The organism is Streptomyces exfoliatus (assembly GCF_000725545.1).
Lineage (GTDB): Bacteria > Actinomycetota > Actinomycetes > Streptomycetales > Streptomycetaceae > Streptomyces > Streptomyces exfoliatus.
In genome coordinates this window covers 93,683-110,542 of sequence record NZ_JNZP01000007.1, presented here as the reverse complement: position 1 = coordinate 110,542, position 16,860 = coordinate 93,683, and the positions used below count along the sequence as shown (strand labels likewise).

Below are 16,860 nucleotides of genomic sequence, written 5' to 3'. Positions count from 1 at the left end.
CCACCTCAGGCCGCCGCGCCGAGGACCCACTCCGGCAGGGCCTCGGTCTGTCGCAGCCAGTCCGCCGGCGGCGCACCGTCCGCCGCGGCGGCCACCACACCCCCCGCGATGGCACAGGTCGTGTCGACATCGCCGCCGACCTGCGCGGTCGTCCAGAACACCCGCTCGAAATCGCCGAGGCCCCGGGCCGCCGACCAGAGGGCGAACGGAACCGTGTCGTGCGCGCTCGTCCGCCGGCCGCTGCCGAGCACCGCGGCGACCGTGCCCGCGTCGCCGTAGTCGAGCATGTCGCGGGCCCGGCGCAGCCCCGCCCCGACCGCGCTGCGCGGCACGAGGGCGATGACGCCGTCGAGCAGCTTCTCGGCCGTGGGCGGCCCGGCGGGGTCGGCGGCCAGCGCTGCGGCGGCGGCCACGGCCATGGCGCCGACCACGGCCTCGCGGTGCTGGTGGGTCGTGTACGCGGAGATCTCCGCCTGGTGCGTCGCCTGCTCCGGGTCGTCCGCGTACCAGGCTCCGAGCGGGGCGATCCGCATCGCGGCGCCGTTGCCCCAGGACCCCTGGCCCTGGAAGAGCGCGGCGGCCAGTTCCCGCCAGTCGCCGCCTTCCCGGATGAGCCGGAGCATCCGGTTGACGGCCGGGCCGTAGCCGCGGTCGAAGTCATGGTGCTGGGCGAAGGACATCGCCAGGGCGTCCTGGTCGATGCGTTCGTGGCGGGCGAGGACGGCCAGGACGGAGCAGGCCATCTCGGTGTCGTCGGTCCACTGCCAAGGGCCGTCGGGCAGCTCTCGCCGCTTCAGCAGGGGATAGTGGGCGGGTACGAAGAACTGGGAGCCCAGGGCGTCTCCCACGGACAGCCCGCGCAGGCTGGCCAGGGCGCGGTCGAAGCGCCGGTCGAATGAGGAGTCAGCGGTCATCGGTCTGCCACTCTATCCGGTATGGCCGTACGGTTCCGGGGTGCGCCAGCGCTCGAACGGCCGGTCAAGACGGTATCTCCCGTCCTCGCCGAGCAGGAGCACGCGGGTCTCGGCGTTGCCGGGGTTGGAGAGCGACTCGAAGTCCGCCACGGTCCAGTGGAACCAGCGCATGCAGAACAGGCGCATGGTCAGCCCATGGGTGACGAGGAGGACGTTGGGCGGATGGTCGGGCGCCTCGAAACTGCGGTACAGGCTCTCCAGGAAAGCCCCGACGCGGTCGTAGACGTCCGCCCCCGACTCACCCTGGGCGAAGCGGTAGAAGAAGTGCCCGTACGCGTCCCGGTAGGCCTTCTGCAGACGGACGTCCTCCCGCTCCTGCCAGTTGCCCCAGTCCTGCTCCCGGAGGCGCGGCTCCTCCCGTACCCGTACCTGCCCCGGCGGCAGCCGGAAGGCGCGGAGGGTCTCATGGGTGCGGCGGTACGGCGAGACGTAGACGCTGACCGACTCGTCACCGAACAGCTCCCGAAGCCGCTCCCCCGTCTCCCCGGCCTGCCGCAGCCCGGTCGCGGTGAGCCCCAGCGCGTGGTCGGGCTCACGTTCGTACACCGTGTCATCGACATTGCCCTCGGACTCTCCGTGCCGTACGAGAACGATGCGCCGCGGTCGTGCCATACCCCGACCCTAGATCGCCGGTCCCGGACCGGCTCAGCCGAGGTGGTGTCCGGAGTCCATCCGGCGTACGCGGGCGGGCGCGGGCCGGCGTGTTCGTACCGGCTCAGGCCTTCACACCGTCCAGGTCGGCTCGAGCTGCACCACGTCCCCCGTCAGCGCCGCCACGTCGGCCGCGGTCCTGGCCCGCAGCCCGAGCCGCTCGATGCGCTCCACCCGGTACTTTCCGTGCTCCGCCGCCGAGTGCCACATCGACAGCACCAGGAACTCGCTGCCGGGCGCCTCGCCGAACATGCCCCGCAACATGCCGGGAGAGCCGGCCATCGCCGGGTTCCACACCTTCTCCTGCATGAGCGCGAAGTGCTCGGCACGGTCCTCGTGGACACGGCAGTGCGCCACCCGTGCCACGTCGGCGTCGGAGAACCGCGGCTCGAAGCCCATCTTCACGTCGAAGCGGTGGTCGAACAGCTTGGCCTGGGCGTCCTTGAACGTGCCCGCCTGCGCGGCCGCCAGTCGATCGTGCGAGCGCGCCATGAACGAGTCGTAAAAAGCCCGGCTCTCCCAGAACGCGAAGACATGGGCGACGTCCGGCCGAGCCCGGCTCCACCCGCCGCCCTGGCCCCGGAATCCCGGCTCACCGAGCAGCCCCGCCCATTTCCGCTGCCCCCGCTCGAACCCTCGACGGTCCATCACGGTGCAGCGAATCCACTTGACCAGCACCGCGCCATCGTACGGGGCCGACGAGCGCCCCGGCAGACCCTCGCGGACCCCGTCAGACGCCCGTCGGGTGCATTCGTTCCAGGCCCGCGCGCTCCTCTTCGTTCAGTTCGATGCCGAATTCGGACTGAAGCGTCGCGATCAACACCCCGGTACCGACCACGCGTTCCTCGGCGGTGCCGTCCGGCCGCACCACCGAGAGCGTCTCGCGGACCAGAGCCCTGCGCGCCTCCTCGCCGGGCCGCTGGGCCACGACCTGGCCGAGGAAGCGCGAGTGCGGATGACTGGAGCTGTAGTGGTTCATCACGGTGAAGTCGCCGGGGTAGAGGGTCTGGGGAGCGAAGGCGTACAGATCGGTCCAGCCCTGCGGTCGCAGGGAGCGGAGTACGAGGATGCCCTCGCCCTCGGCCTTGATCCCGAACGTCCAGCCACTCTGCTCGACCCTGACCCCGTCGCGCAGGGGCACCGGTTCCAGCGGCCCCTGCCAGCCGAACCCGACGTCGCAGAGCCACTGTTCGCCGTCGACCGTCACCACGAGCAACGCGTGCGTGACGGGCGGCAGCGTGGCGCCCCGCGAACGGTTGCGGGCGCCGCGCGCCGCGACCGTGAAGCCGATCCGTTCGAGGACCGCAGCGAACAGGGAGTTCTGCTCGTAGCAGTACCCTCCGCGACGCCGTCCGACGAGCTTGTCCTGAAGGCTCTTCAGATCCAGGGGAACCGACTTCCCGAGGGCGACGTCGAGATTCTCGAACGGCACGGCCCGGACATGCGCCCGATGAAGACCCCTCAACGTCGCGAGGTCAGGGGCGAGTTCACCTCCGCTCCCCGCCTGCCATCCGATTCGAGCCAGATATGCGTCGAGATCCAGCTCGTCACCGCTCCACAAACCGCTCTCCCCCTCCACCCTCGGGTCCTCTGTCGTAGCCACATGACACCATGGGCAACCGGCCACGACCACGGGCTTTCGAGCGGGTCGGCGGTACGGAGCGAGGCGTGCGCGGGGGCGTACGCGGAGAGGGGAAGCACCATGAGCGGACTCAACAAGGGAGTGGGACGCGTCGAGGTGACGCTCAAGTGGGACCCCGCCCCTATCGGCGCGCCCGCCCACGACCTCGACATCGTCGCCGGCGTCTTCACGTCGGACGACCCGCACGGAGCGCCGGCCCATCTGGTGCACTTCGGCAGCCGCTCCCCCGACGGCACGATCACACTCCACCGCGACAGCCGTACGGGGCAGGGTTTCGGCTACGACGAGGCCATGACCCTGGAACTCGACCGGCTGGCACCGCGGTACGCGCGCGTGGTGGTGGGCGTCGCGATACAGCAGGCCGGGGGACGAAGGACCTTCGGCGACATAGCGAACACGGGCATCCGGGTCCGCGAGGGCTACACGGACCTGCTGGTCCACGACTTCGCGGACGTGCCGGACGCCCTGTCGGCGACGGTCGTGGAGTTCACCAGGGACGGCACCGACGGCTGGGCGTACCGTCCCCTCAGCCACGGCTTCGACGCCACCCCCCAGGCCTTCGCCGCCCTACTGGGCACACCCCGCCCCTGACCGGCCCGGCCCACACCGAAGGGGACCGACCCAGAGGCCCGGTCCCCTTCATGAAGCACTGATCAGCACGCGCCGCTCAACCACGTGCGCGAACGAGCGTCATTCCTCGGCGTCCGGCTCCCGGTCGGGGAACGCACGCAGCCTCAGCTGTGGCGCCCGGTGGTCGGCGAGCCATCGCATACGGTTGTCGTCCGCCGCGAACCCCGCGCGTGCGGCCTGGGCCCACTCCTCCCGGTCGAGAACTTCGAGGTAGGTCGCCCGAAGCGCTTCCTGCTGAGCCTCAGTGCACCCCGCGGCCTCCGGGGGCTCCGTAGTCAGGTGCTGAGTGAGCACCGCGATCGTGAAGTAGCGCTCGATGGTCGGGCCGAGCGAACCCACATGGCGAGCATGAGCCTCCAGGACCACGCCCGAATGGGGATAGCGGGCGAGGGTGAGTCCCATGCTCCCGCAGTCGATCATCAGATGAAGGAGCCGACCTATGTGGTCGACCATCTCGCTGTCCGTGTCGAGGCCCGAAAGCGCCTCATGGAGTCTGGCGACTGTGGCGACCCGGCCGGCGAAGTACCCGTTGAGGAAGTCTCCGTCGCAGGCCCTGCGAAGCAACCACGGTCGGGCAGCTGGGTCGTCGAGCCGGCAGAGAGCCTCAACGACATAGACGCGTCCCCAACCGGTGACTCGCTCGGCAAGCCAGAGCAGGGCCTCGACTCCCCCTGGCCGACTCTCGAAAGCGTGCGCCGCCAGTGGACCGAAGCGGTCGGACAGCAGCCCGATCGTTTGAATCAACGGGATGTCGTCGGCTGTTCCCACGACAGCGACCAGGGCCAGCCCAACGGTGACCGCGCATCGGTCGGTGCCATGTCGGACGAGCCAGCGGCCCGTTCGGCGAACGCGTTCTCCGTCCGCCCGCAAAGCCGCGGCGGCGATGTGATCGTTGGGGTGAATCGGGATGTGGACGTCGTGGAAGGCGTCGGCCAATTCGCTGGGGTGGGCGGAGGTGCGCGCGAAGTACGCGTCCAAGATGAGCGCCGCGTCCTTGCCGGTCAAGTGCCGGTCCTCGGGTGCGCGCGGGCCTTTCCGATGACGGTGCAAGCCGTCGTCGGGGTACGGCTCCCCTTCGCGATGGAGCGGCTCTCCGGGCGCCAGCCGGTGCAGCCGGAGGGCATGGTCGAACAGTGTGGTCGGACATCCGGGCAGTCCTGTCCCGGTCGTCTCGCTCATCGGCGGACGGAGGACTCGATTCTCTTGATCATGACGCGGAGCATGTCACGCCGACCGTCATCGGAACAAGCCCTCGCCACAGCTGTGGAGCGGATACGACGAAGGGGATCGACCTGTGGTCGATCCCCTTCAACGAGCTGCTGGTCAGCTACGCGCGCGGGCTACGCCGGACGGTGCGTCCGGCGCGATTCCGCCCGGTGTCAGCTGCAGCCGCTGGTCGAGCCGCAGCCCTCGCAGATGTAGCAGGAGCCGGCGCGCTGCATCTTCGTGCCGCAGGAGAAGCAGAGCGGGGCGTCGGCGCTGATGCCGAGCTGCATCTCGACGAGCTCCGCCGAGGTGTGGGCCTGCTTCGGGGCCGGGATGTCGGCCTTCGGGGCCGGGGCCGCGACGGCCTTCAGCTCCTGGGCGCGGGGCGCGGACTGGGCCAGCGCCTCGACGTCGACCTCGTCCTCCTCGGACTGCTCGTACGAGCCGGTGTCCAGGTGACGCTGACGCTCCTCGGCGGAGTGGATGCCGAGCGCGGAGCGGGTCTCGAAGGGCAGGAAGTCCAGGGCCAGGCGGCGGAAGATGTAGTCGACGATCGACTGCGCCATCCGCACGTCCGGGTCGTCCGTCATGCCGGCCGGCTCGAAGCGCATGTTGGTGAACTTCGAGACGTACGTCTCGAGCGGGACGCCGTACTGCAGGCCCACGGAGACGGCGATGGAGAAGGCGTCCATCATGCCGGCGAGGGTCGAGCCCTGCTTGGACATCTTGAGGAAGACCTCGCCGAGACCGTCGTCCGGGTAGGAGTTGGCGGTCATGTAGCCCTCGGCTCCACCGACGGTGAAGGAGGTGGTGATCCCCGGGCGGCCCTTGGGCAGGCGCTTGCGGACCGGGCGGTACTCGACGACCTTCTCGACGGCCTCGCGGATCGTCGCCTCGGACTTCGCGGTGACCTCGGCCTTCTCGGTCTCCTTCTTCTTCGCGGAGAGCGGCTGGCCGACCTTGCAGTTGTCGCGGTAGATCGCGAGCGCCTTGACGCCCATCTTCCAGGCCTCGAAGTAGACCTCCTCGACGTCCTCGACCGTGGCCGTCTCCGGCAGGTTCACGGTCTTGGAGAGGGCGCCGGAGATCCACGGCTGGATGGCGGCCATCATGCGGACGTGGCCCATCGCGGAGATGGAACGCTCGCCCATGGCGCAGTCGAAGACCTCGTAGTGCTCGGTCTTCAGGCCGGGGGCGTCGATCACATTGCCGTGCTCGGCGATGTGGGCGACGATCGCCTCGATCTGCTCCTCCTGGTAGCCCAGGCGGCGCAGGGCCTGCGGGACGGTGCCGTTGACGATCTGCATCGAGCCGCCGCCGACGAGCTTCTTGAACTTGACCAGGGCGAGGTCGGGCTCGAGGCCGGTGGTGTCGCAGGACATCGCGAGACCGATGGTGCCGGTCGGGGCGATGACCGAGGCCTGGGCGTTGCGGAAGCCGTTCTTGGCGCCGAGGTGGATCACGTCCTGCCAGGCCTCCGTGGCGGCGGCCCAGATCGGCGAGTCCAGGTCGTCCATGCGGACGGCCTTGGTGTTCTCGTCGGCGTGCTGCCGCATGACGCGCTGGTGCGGCTCGGCGTTGCGGGCGTAGCCGTCGTACGCGCCGACGACCGCGGCGAGCTCGGCGGAGCGCTTGTACGAGGTGCCGGTCATCAGGGAGGTGATGGCGCCGGCGAGGGCGCGGCCGCCGTCGGAGTCGTACGCGTGACCGGTCGCCATCAGCAGGGCGCCGAGGTTGGCGTAGCCGATGCCGAGCTGGCGGTAGGCGCGGGTGTTCTCGCCGATCTTCTGGGTGGGGAAGTCGGCGAAGCAGATGGAGATGTCCATCGCGGTGATGACGAGCTCGACGACCTTGGCGAAGCGCTCGACGTCGAAGGACTGGTTGCCCTTGCCGTCGTCCTTGAGGAACTTCATCAGGTTCAGCGAGGCGAGGTTGCAGGACGTGTTGTCCAGGTGCATGTACTCGCTGCACGGGTTCGAGCCGTTGATCCGGCCGGACTCGGGGCAGGTGTGCCAGTGGTTGATCGTGTCGTCGTACTGGATGCCCGGGTCGGCGCACGCCCACGCGGCTTCGGCCATCTTGCGGAAGAGCGACTTGGCGTCGACCTCCTCGATGACCTCGCCGGTCATACGGGAGGTGAGGCCGAACTTGCCACCGGACTCGACGGCCTTCATGAACGTGTCGTTCACGCGGACGGAGTTGTTGGCGTTCTGGTACTGGACGGACGTGATGTCGTCGCCGCCCAGGTCCATGTCGAAGCCCGCGTCGCGCAGCGCGCGGATCTTCTCCTCCTCCTTGACCTTAGTCTCGATGAAGTCCTCGATGTCGGGGTGGTCGACGTCGAGGATGACCATCTTGGCCGCGCGACGGGTCGCACCGCCCGACTTGATCGTTCCCGCGGAGGCGTCGGCACCGCGCATGAAGGAGACCGGGCCGGAGGCGTTGCCGCCGGAGGAGAGCAGCTCCTTGGAGGAGCGGATGCGGGAGAGGTTCAGGCCGGCGCCGGAGCCGCCCTTGAAGATCATGCCCTCTTCCTTGTACCAGTCGAGGATGGACTCCATGGAGTCGTCGACGGACAGGATGAAGCAGGCGGAGACCTGCTGGGGCTGGGGCGTGCCGACGTTGAACCAGACCGGCGAGTTGAAGCTGAAGATCTGGTGCAGGAGGGCGTACGCCAGCTCGTGCTCGAAGATCTCGGCGTCGGCGGGCGAGGTGAAGTAGCCGTACTCCTCGCCGGCCTTCGTGTACGTCTTCACGATCCGGTCGATGAGCTGCTTGAGACCGGTCTCGCGCTGCGGGGTGCCGACAGCCCCGCGGAAGTACTTGCTGGTGACGATGTTGACCGCGTTCACCGACCAGAAGTCGGGGAACTCGACGCCACGCTGCTCGAAGTTGATCGAGCCGTCGCGCCAGTTGGTCATGACGACGTCTCGGCGCTCCCAGGTCACCTCGTCGTACGGATGCACGCCGGGGGTGGTGTGGATGCGCTCGATACGCAGGCCCTTGCTCGCCGCCTTGGTCCCCTTGGAACGAGAACCACGTGCCGGACCGCTCGCCGTCTCTGTCATGCCGCCTCCCATATACGGGCAAAACACACTTTGGCACCCAGAAAGTCCCAGGGCACCGTCTTCTGTACGTCGTTCTGTACTGCTGCCACGAGCGCCACGGGGGTCACTCGGGGCACGTCTGCCAGGCCGCTCGGCGGCCGGCCGCCGGGCACTGTCGGCCCGGACCGCCGGTCAGTCGGCGGCGGTGGCGGGAACGGGGACCTCAGGGGTCGCACCGGTCCCGCGGTTCTCAGCGGGAGGCCGCACGCGGAGTTCCACGATGGCGGCCTCGAAGTCTTCGAGGCTGTCGAACGCCCGGTACACGGACGCGAAGCGCAGGTACGCGACGAGGTCGAGCTCCTGCAGGGGGCCGAGGATGGCCAGACCCACGTCGTGGGTGGTCAGCTCGGCGCTGCCGGTGGCGCGCACCGCCTCCTCGACCCGCTGGCCGAGCTTGGCGAGGGCGTCCTCGGTGACCGGTCGCCCCTGGCACGCCTTGCGTACGCCGGAGATGACCTTGGTACGGCTGAAGGGCTCGGTGACACCGGAGCGCTTCACCACCATCAGCGAGCACGTCTCCACCGTCGTGAAACGACGGGAGCAGTCGGGGCACTGGCGACGACGCCGGATCGACGTCCCGTCGTCCGTGGTGCGACTGTCGACGACACGACTGTCGGGGTGCCTGCAGAAGGGGCAGTGCATTGGTTCCGACCCTCCCTCACGGCACGACTGGTGAGCCTCGCCCGACCCGTCAAGGCCTTGCGAAGCGACCACCAGCATAGGCGATGTGGGCACCCCCGGCAGACCGGGGACCACTACCCCTGGGTGGCCGGTGCCATCCAACCACTAGATCTTGGGTTGGGGGCGATTCCGGGCGCTCCGCGTGTCGCGGCGCACCCGGGCCGGAAATTCCGCCCCGCCGGCCCTCAGGATGCGACACTGAGAGGGCGCACGGACGCTCGCGACCCAGCGGGGAAGGTTACCGTAACGGCTGATTCGGGGCGGCTGCGTGAGAGTGCTCATACACCCGTATGCGAACAGACGTAAGGCAATCTGCGAATTTTCACTCGAACGTGTGTTTGGCGCAACCTTTCGAAAGCCACTACCGTTGTGCCAGCCAGGGAGACCATTCGAGAGGGGCCGACGACGTGACCACCACCGCAGACAGTGCCACCATCACCGCCCAGGACCGCTCCCAGGGCCGACTCGAGCCGGTGCACGCCATGAATGACACGGGCATGAACGGCGAGGACCCCGGGCGACCCGCCCGGGCCCTCCCCGGGCGACCTCCAGGCATCCGAGCCGACAGCTCCGGTCTCACCGACCGGCAGCGCAGGGTCATCGAAGTCATCCGCGACTCGGTCCAGCGTCGCGGCTACCCGCCGTCGATGCGTGAGATCGGGCAGGCGGTCGGCCTCTCCAGCACCTCTTCGGTGGCGCACCAGCTCATGGCGCTGGAGCGCAAGGGCTTCCTCCGCCGCGACCCTCACCGCCCCCGGGCGTACGAGGTGCGGGGCTCCGACCAGCCGAGCACCCAGCCGACGGACACCACCGGCAAGCCGGCCGCGTCCTACGTGCCCCTGGTCGGCCGGATCGCGGCCGGTGGCCCGATCCTGGCCGAGGAGTCCGTCGAGGACGTGTTCCCCCTCCCCCGGCAGCTGGTCGGCGACGGAGAGCTGTTCGTCCTCAAGGTCGTCGGCGACTCCATGATCGAGGCCGCGATCTGTGACGGCGACTGGGTCACCGTTCGACGGCAGCCCGTCGCGGAGAACGGCGACATCGTCGCCGCCATGCTGGACGGCGAAGCCACCGTCAAGCGCTTCAAGCGCGAGGACGGTCACGTCTGGCTGCTCCCGCACAACGCGGCGTACCAGCCGATCCCCGGCGACGAGGCCACGATTCTCGGCAAGGTCGTGGCGGTACTGCGGCGGGTGTGACACACCCCGCCGGCTCTGACCGGGCCCCGGAACCCTCTGCGCCGGTTCCGGGGCCCTGCCATGTCCCGCGCAGCGCGCGACACCCTCCGCCTCAGACGCCTGCCGCCTTCGACGCGGCGTCAATGGCGGCGAGCGACTTCCGCACCTGGTTGCGGTCGGTCGTGTACCAGAAATCGGGCAACGAGGCCTTCAGATAGCTGCCGTACCGCGCCGTGGCCAGCCGGGGGTCGAGGACCGCCACGACACCTCGGTCGCCCGTGGCACGCACCAGCCGACCGGCGCCCTGGGCCATCAGCAGGGCCGCGTGCGTCGCCGCGACCGCCATGAAGCCGTTGCCTCCGGCCTCATCGACGGCCTTCTGCCGGGCGCTCATCAGCGGGTCGTCCGGGCGCGGGAAGGGGATCTTGTCCATGACGACCAGCTGACAGCTGGCGCCCGGAACGTCCACGCCCTGCCAGAGCGAGAGCGTCCCGAACAGGCAGGTCTTCGGATCGGCGGCGAAGTTCTTGATCAACTCGCCAAGGGTGTCCTCACCCTGGAGCAGGATGGGCAGCTCCGGGACTCGGGTCCGCAGCTCCTCCGCGGCAAGCTGTGCCGCGCGCATGGACGAGAACAGCCCGAGGGTCCGCCCGCCGGCCGACTGCATCAGCTCGGTCAGCTCGTCGAGCATGTCGCCGCGGTCCCCGTCACGCGCCGGACGGGAGAGGTGCTTGGCGACGTAGAGAATGCCCTGCTTGGGATAGTCGAACGGGGAGCCGACGTCGATGCCCTTCCAGACCGGCAGGTCGTCGCCCGTGGTGCCCTCGGGCGCGAGACCGAGCGAAGCGCCCACGCCGTTGAAGTCGCCGCCCAGCTTGAGCGTCGCCGAGGCGAGGACCACCGAGCGCTCCGTGAACAGCTTCTCCCGCAGCAGCCCCGAGACGGTGAGCGGGGCGACCCGCACCGAGGCCCCGAAACGATCATGACGCTCGTACCAGACGACGTCGTACTCCGAGCCCTGGGTGATCCGCTCCGCGACACCGTGGACCGTCTCCACGGAGGCCATGGCCTGCTTGCGGACGGCGTCCTCGTCCTGCACGGACCGGTCCCTGGTCGAGCCCAGGGCCGTGATCACCGCCCGGGCGGCGTCGCGCAGCGCCATCAAGGCGTACCCCAGGTCCTCCGGGATCTCCTCCAGGCGCCCCGGCAGTGCCAGCTCCATGACCCGCTCGAAGCCCTCGGCGGCCGTCTGCAGCTGGTCGGCTACCTTCTCGTCGACGAGCTTGGAGCACCGCCGCACGGCTCGGTTGACCTGGCCGGGCGTGAGCTCGCCGGTGGCGACGCCGGTGACCCGGGAGACCAGCTCATGGGCCTCGTCGACGATCAGCACCTCGTGCTGGGGAAGCACGGGGGCGCCCTCGATGGCGTCGATGGCGAGGAGGGCGTGGTTGGTCACGACGACGTCGGCGAGCTTGGCACGCTCACGCGCCGCCTCGGCGAAGCACTCCGCCCCGTAGGCGCATTTGCTCGCGCCGAGGCACTCCCGGGACGAGACGGAGACCTGGGCCCATGCCTTGTCGGAGACGCCCGGCGTCAGGTCGTCCCGGTCCCCGGTCTCCGTCTCGTCCGACCAGTCCCTGAGCCTCATCAGGTCCTGGCCCAGCTTGCTGGTGGGCGCGGCCGCCTCGAAGGGATCGAAGAGGCCGTCCTCCTCGTCCTGCGGGACCCCTTCGTGGAGCCGGTGCAGACACAGGTAGTTCGACCGGCCCTTGAGCATGGCGAACTGCGGGCGGCGGCGCAGCTGCGGGTGCAGCGCGTCGACCGTCCGCGGAAGGTCGCGCTCGACGAGCTGGCGCTGCAGCGCCAGGGTGGCCGTGGCCACCACCACCCGCTCGCCCTGGGCCAGTGCCGGGACCAGGTAGCCCAGCGACTTTCCGGTGCCGGTGCCGGCCTGGACCAGGAGGTGGGAGTTGTCGTCGATGGCCTCGGCCACGGCCTCGGCCATGGTGACCTGGCCGGGCCGCTCCGTGCCGCCGACGGCGGAGACGGCGGCGTGGAGGAGGTCGGGGAGGGATGGCTTCGTCATAGCCCTTCCAGCCTACGGGGCTCCACTGACAGCCCGGTCACGCGCGGACGTCACGCGAGCGGGTTGGCGACGGTGCCGTGGACGGCCGCGTGGGGCCGTTCCGAGCGGTCGCGGTATCCGTCCAGGTGCAGACGGTTGCGGTTGAGGCAGAGTCGGTCGATCCGGGGGGTGAGGAGGTCGAACAGCTCGAACCGTTCCTTCAGCTCGGGGAAGCGCTCCTGATGGCGGAGGATCTCCGCCCGGACGAGGGACCAGAAGGTCGTCTCGGATACTCCGAGTTGTGCCTCGCAGAGCGGCGCAAGGTAGCGGAAGACACCGACGAAGAGCCCCGAATGGATGAACTGGACGAGGAAGTCGGGTTCTTCGGTCAGGAGTACGGCACGGACGTCGTCCGGCAGGGTGTCGTGTTCGGGGAGCGGCCGGGCGCTGATGTTCACGTCGTCGACGAAGTCCTTGATCGCCAGGCGTACGGGGACGTCCTGGTCGTCGTAGACGACGATGGCGTTCTCGCCGTGCGGGGAGAAGACCGTGCCGTACCGGTAGAGGAAGTGCAGCAGCGGGGGCAGCAGGGCGGCGAAGAGGCGCTGGAGCCAGACGGCGGGAGCGAGTCCCGAGCGCTCGACGAGTTCGGCGACGAACGCCCGGCCGGCGGGGTCCGTGTGCAGCAGGGAGGCCAGGGTGCGGGCCCGCTCGCCCGGGGGCAGCCGCAGCGGTTCGCGCCAGATCGCGCCGAGGAGTTCCTTGTACTGGTACGGGACTTCGGGCAGCCGGTCGTACAGGGGGTGCTCGACCGTGACGGAGGCGACCTCGCCGAGGAGGACCACCCCGCACTCGTCCCGCAGGAACGGGTCGGCGTCACGCAGGCCGTGCACCCAGGCGGTGACGGCGGGCGCGGCGAGGGTCCGCTCGGTGGGCAGGCCGCGCCAGACGAGGGTGTTGAGCACCGACAGGGGGAGCTTGACGGTGTGCCGGTCGGGGCGGCTGGTGTTGAGGAAGGTGCGGACCGACTGCTGCGGAAGCCGGAGGTCGCCGTCGGCGCCGAGGGGGACGACCGTCCCGGCGGCGATGTGCGGGGCGTAGAGGGGGAGCAGGATCTCGTCCCACTGCCAGGGGTGGACGGGCAGCAGGAGGTAGCCGTCCGGTTCGTGGCCGCGTGCGGTCAGTTCGGCGCGGAAGGCGGCGCGGATCTCGGGGTCGAGTTCCCGGGCGTAGAGGCGGTCGGGAGTGTCGAGGCCGGGCACGCCGCAGTAGGCGGCGAGGCGGTTGCTGACGGCGATCCAAGGCAGCCTGGTCGCGCGCCGCGCTTCGGGGGCCCAGCGGGCGGCGTCGGTGGCGGAGAAGCCGATGCGCCCCTTGTTGAGGACGAGCCAGGGGTGGCCGGTCTGGTGGCCTTCGAGTTCCGCGTAGGAGAGGTCGGCGAGCAGGGCGGCGGAGAGGGCCGTGTGGTCGAGGCGGGTGTCGGCGGCGAGGGTGGCGGAGAGTTCGCGGAGGAGATGGCCGAGGGTGGCGCCGTCGAGCCGGAGCAGGCGGCGGGCCCGGACCAGGAAATCGAGGGGGTCGGTCATGGGCCGGCCCTCGTGGGTGATCGAGTCGGCGGCGATGTACCAGCTGCCGTAGGCGCCGCGGCGGGCGCGGAAGGCGAGGGTGGTCCCGTCGTCGAGCCGCAGGACGTGGTCGCCGGGTGCGCCGTCGGCCGCGGGGGCGGGTTCGACGATCTCCTCGTAGGCGAACTCGGCGAGGGCCTTGGCGAGGAGGCGGGACGAGGCCCGGCTCCAGGCGGCGGCGTTCAGCTCCGGGGGCGCGAGCAGCTCGGGGGCCGGTTCGGCGCCGGAGGACGGGGCGGGCGGTGTGGGCTGAGCGGAGTCGTGGGGTGCAGGGGACATCGACACGAGGACTCCTCGGGGTGGGAACCGCTGCGGGACGAGCGGTGTATAGAAGGCAGAGGGTTGTTCACAGAACGTGACGAAGGGCGCGGTCACGGATCATGAGCGCCGCTCGCTTGTCGGGAAGGTCGACTTCCGCCGCGTAGCGGAAGCCGCCGTTGAGGAAGGCCGAGACGGAGGGGGTGTTACGGATGTCGGGTTCGGCGACGACCCGGGTGCAGCGGGGACGGTGGTCGAGGACGAGGTCGGCGACGGCGCGCAGGAGCGCGGTGCCGACACCGCGGCCCCGGTCGGTGACTCCTCCGATCAGCAGATGGATACCGGTGTCGTGGGGGCGGGCCGGGTAGTGCCGGGCGAGCGGGTCGAGGTCGGCGCGGTAGATCTCGAAGTAGCTCATGGGCGTCGCGTCGAGCAGACCGAGGCAGGGGACACTGCGTCCGTCGCCCTCGAGTTGGGCGCGGAGGTGCTCGGCGGTCACGGCTTCGGGTCCGGAGAGTTCCCAGAAGGCGGCGACGGCGGGGTCGTTCATCCATCCGGCGAGGAGCGACACGTCGCGTTCGAGTCGCACGGGGACGAGGCGGAAGGTGCCGACGGGCGTGACGGCCGGGTCCCAGGAGGCGACGGAGTCCAGCAGGTCGCCGTCGAGGAGCTCGGCGTCGGAGTGACCGACTTCGGGGTGACGGCCGCCGGGGTGTCCGCCTTCGGGGTGACCGCCTTCGAGGAGGGCGACGAGCTCGTCGAGCCTCAGGTCGAGGGTGTCGTCGCCGGGCGGGTCGGCCGGTGGGCGGGTGGGTGACACGGTGTCGCTCTCCTCTCGGCGGTGCGGTCGGGACATGGGGGCGCGGAGGGCGGGCTCAGGTACGGAGGGGGTTGGTGACGGTGACGTAGACGGACTGGGTGTCGACGGGTCCGACGAGTTCGTCCATACCGTGCAGGCGGGTGAGGAGGTTGGCCTTGCTGCGGAGGGTCGCGGCCTCCAGGAGCCGGTGCGGCAGTGGTGAGCCCAGGCTGGTGGCGGAGGTGAGGAAGCTGCGGAAGGCGGCGAGCAGGACGCGTTCGTCGGCGAGGTGCTGGGCGCCGAAGGCGCCGATCAGGCCGAGGACGTTGTTGATACCGAGGTAGTAGGCGAAGCGCTCGTCCGTGACCGGGTCGGAGACGAAGGTGTCGCTCTCGGCACCGATGCCGGGGAGGCGGCTCTCCAGCTCGCTCCGGCGGGACTCCCGGAAGTAGTAGCCCTGGTTGTCGCGGTAGCGGCCGCCGACGGGCCAGCCGTCGGGGTCGAGGAGCACCAGGGTGTTCTGCTGGTGGGCCTCCAGGGCGATGCCGGCGTGTCCGTCGAGCCAGAGGACGGGGCGGACGACCTGGTCGAGGTAGCGCAGGAACCACTCCGCGGAGACGGCCGTGAGGGGGCGGCCGGTGCGGGCGGCGAGGCGGCCGATGACGTCGGCGAGGCGGGAGCGCATGGCGGTGGCCCCGGGCCACGGGCGGGGGGCGGTGAGGGAGGCGATGCAGACGGCGTCGTCGCCGGGCCCGAAGGGGTTGTGGCGGATCATGACGTCGAGTCCGGGGACGGGGACGCCGTCCGGGGCGTCGACGGCGAGCCAGGCGGGGTCGCGGACGATGTCGAAGCCCGGGTGGGCGGCCTGCCACTCGTCGACGAGGCCGGTGCGGAGCAGCCGGTGGACCTCGACGCCGCGGTGGAGTTCCTTGCGCAGGTTCTCCCTGCGGGAGTTGGTGATCCGCAGGCCGAGGGAGAGCTTGAGCATGGCCCGCGCGCCGGGGCGGTGCACGGTACGGACGGAGGAGGTGGGGTGCCAGGGACTCCCGTGGAGACCGAGGTCGTGGAGGAGGCCCGCGTTCAGGAGGGCACGGATGTCGGGGCGGTGCAGCAGCTCGCGGGCCTGCCAGGGGTGTACGGGCAGGGGTGCGGTTCCGGCCAGGAGGGGGAGGCCTTCGGCGAGGCCGAGGGCGAGTTGTTCCGCGGTGACGGGGCGGCCCTGTTCGGTCCAGGCGGAGTCGGAGGCCAGGAGGGAGGAGTCGACGGCCAGCCAGTGGAGCGGGAAGGAGCCGTGCAGTTCCGGTGAGTAGAGACGGGCCTCGGCCTCGGAGAGGCCTTCGCGGCTCTTGGGGGTGGGGTGCAGGGGGTGGCCGAGCAGCAGGGACTGTTCGGCGGCCAGGAAGAGGTCGGCGTCCGGGTGGGGCAGGGGCCGGCGGCGTCGCTCGGTGAGGAAGTCGGCGGTGCGGCGGGTGGAGTCGGCGACCCTGCCGACGAGATCGGTGCCCTCGGGCCGGCCGGTCTCCCGGCTGAGCAGAGCGGCGACGGTCACGGCGTCGACGGTCGGCGCGGTGACCGGGAGCCCTTCGAGGGTGGGGGCGCCGAAGCGGTGCCATCCGGTGGGCGACCAGTAGGTGACGGGGACGAGGAGGGCGGTGCCGCTGGCGGCGAGGGGGATCCGCACGGTGGTGGAGCCGGGGGCGGGCAGGTTCTTCTCCCGGACCCAGCAGCGGAGCAGGTTCTCGATGGCGGCCGCGTCGGCGGCTCGGTGCGGGTCCGGGTCGTCCAGGGGGTCGGCGACGGTGGCCGGGCGGTGCGGCCTCGGGTCGTGCGGACAGGTGTGCTGGCGCGGGACGGTGGGGTCGGCGGCGGTGCCGGGAGGGGTGACGGGCTCGGGGCCGAGGGCCTCGGAGGGAGGCGGCTGGGGGGCGAGTGCCTCGGCGGCGAGGATCTGGGAGGCGAGTTCCTTGACGGTGAAGGGGGCCTCGGTCTCGGGCGCCGGGGAGGGGGGCGTGGCGTTCACGGGGGCTTCCTAGGGGTGGGGCCGGTG

The 16,860-nt window shown here is 70.6% G+C and carries 13 protein-coding genes; 2 read left to right on the top strand and 11 right to left on the bottom strand.

Annotated features, from left to right (window positions below):
* Window positions 1-5: 5 nt before the first annotated feature.
* From IO20_RS0110470 to IO20_RS0110455, 4 genes are all read right to left on the bottom strand, one after another.
* On the bottom strand, window positions 6-914 hold the full coding sequence (locus IO20_RS0110470) for an ADP-ribosylglycohydrolase family protein (RefSeq protein ID WP_030548203.1): 909 nt from the start codon (window positions 912-914) through the stop codon (window positions 6-8).
* A 12-nt stretch (window positions 915-926) separates the two neighbouring features.
* Window positions 927-1,586, bottom strand: coding sequence for a histidine phosphatase family protein (locus IO20_RS0110465; RefSeq protein WP_030548201.1), 660 nt, complete (start codon window positions 1,584-1,586; stop codon window positions 927-929).
* Window positions 1,587-1,697: 111 nt separating this feature from the next.
* Window positions 1,698-2,303 carry a YdbC family protein gene (locus IO20_RS0110460; RefSeq protein WP_030211696.1) on the bottom strand — a complete coding sequence of 202 codons (606 nt, stop codon included), beginning with the start codon at window positions 2,301-2,303 and terminating at the stop codon, window positions 1,698-1,700.
* Window positions 2,304-2,355: 52 nt separating this feature from the next.
* Window positions 2,356-3,204 carry an arylamine N-acetyltransferase gene (locus tag IO20_RS0110455; protein WP_030548198.1) on the bottom strand — a complete coding sequence of 283 codons (849 nt, stop codon included), beginning with the start codon at window positions 3,202-3,204 and terminating at the stop codon, window positions 2,356-2,358.
* Window positions 3,205-3,327: 123 nt separating this feature from the next.
* Between IO20_RS0110455 and IO20_RS0110450 the strand changes: the two genes are divergently transcribed.
* Window positions 3,328-3,858, top strand: a complete 531-nt coding sequence (locus tag IO20_RS0110450) for a TerD family protein (protein WP_030548197.1) — start codon at window positions 3,328-3,330, stop codon at window positions 3,856-3,858.
* Between the two features lie 99 nt (window positions 3,859-3,957).
* Here IO20_RS0110450 and IO20_RS0110445 read toward each other — a convergent pair whose 3' ends face one another.
* The 3 genes from IO20_RS0110445 to nrdR all read right to left on the bottom strand — a co-directional run bounded on the left by IO20_RS0110445 (window position 3,958) and on the right by nrdR (window position 8,852).
* Entirely contained in the window at window positions 3,958-5,076 is a 1,119-nt protein-coding gene (locus tag IO20_RS0110445; RefSeq protein WP_030548196.1) for a hypothetical protein, read from the bottom strand.
* A gap of 200 nt (window positions 5,077-5,276) precedes the next feature.
* Window positions 5,277-8,171, bottom strand: a complete 2,895-nt coding sequence (locus IO20_RS0110440) for a vitamin B12-dependent ribonucleotide reductase (protein ID WP_030548195.1) — start codon at window positions 8,169-8,171, stop codon at window positions 5,277-5,279.
* A gap of 171 nt (window positions 8,172-8,342) precedes the next feature.
* Window positions 8,343-8,852, bottom strand: coding sequence for a transcriptional regulator NrdR (gene nrdR / locus IO20_RS0110435; protein WP_030211688.1), 510 nt, complete (start codon window positions 8,850-8,852; stop codon window positions 8,343-8,345).
* 446 nt (window positions 8,853-9,298) lie between these two features.
* On the opposite strand from nrdR, the gene lexA reads away from it, so the two are divergent.
* A complete protein-coding gene (lexA, locus tag IO20_RS0110430) occupies window positions 9,299-10,087 on the top strand; it encodes a transcriptional repressor LexA (protein ID WP_030211686.1) in 789 nt (262 codons plus the stop codon).
* A gap of 91 nt (window positions 10,088-10,178) precedes the next feature.
* Here the strand turns inward: lexA and IO20_RS0110425 are convergent, their stop codons facing one another.
* The 4 genes from IO20_RS0110425 to IO20_RS0110410 form a co-directional block, all read right to left on the bottom strand.
* Window positions 10,179-12,152 carry an ATP-dependent DNA helicase gene (locus tag IO20_RS0110425; RefSeq protein WP_030548194.1) on the bottom strand — a complete coding sequence of 658 codons (1,974 nt, stop codon included), beginning with the start codon at window positions 12,150-12,152 and terminating at the stop codon, window positions 10,179-10,181.
* Between the two features lie 50 nt (window positions 12,153-12,202).
* Window positions 12,203-14,035 (bottom strand): IucA/IucC family protein, encoded by a 1,833-nt coding sequence (locus IO20_RS0110420; protein WP_030548193.1) that lies wholly within the window; start codon window positions 14,033-14,035, stop codon window positions 12,203-12,205.
* A gap of 67 nt (window positions 14,036-14,102) precedes the next feature.
* Window positions 14,103-14,834: a GNAT family N-acetyltransferase gene (locus tag IO20_RS0110415; protein ID WP_030548191.1), complete on the bottom strand. Its 732-nt coding sequence runs from the start codon at window positions 14,832-14,834 to the stop codon at window positions 14,103-14,105.
* 55 nt (window positions 14,835-14,889) lie between these two features.
* On the bottom strand, window positions 14,890-16,833 hold the full coding sequence (locus IO20_RS0110410) for an IucA/IucC family protein (protein ID WP_078945911.1): 1,944 nt from the start codon (window positions 16,831-16,833) through the stop codon (window positions 14,890-14,892).
* Window positions 16,834-16,860: the final 27 nt, after the last annotated feature.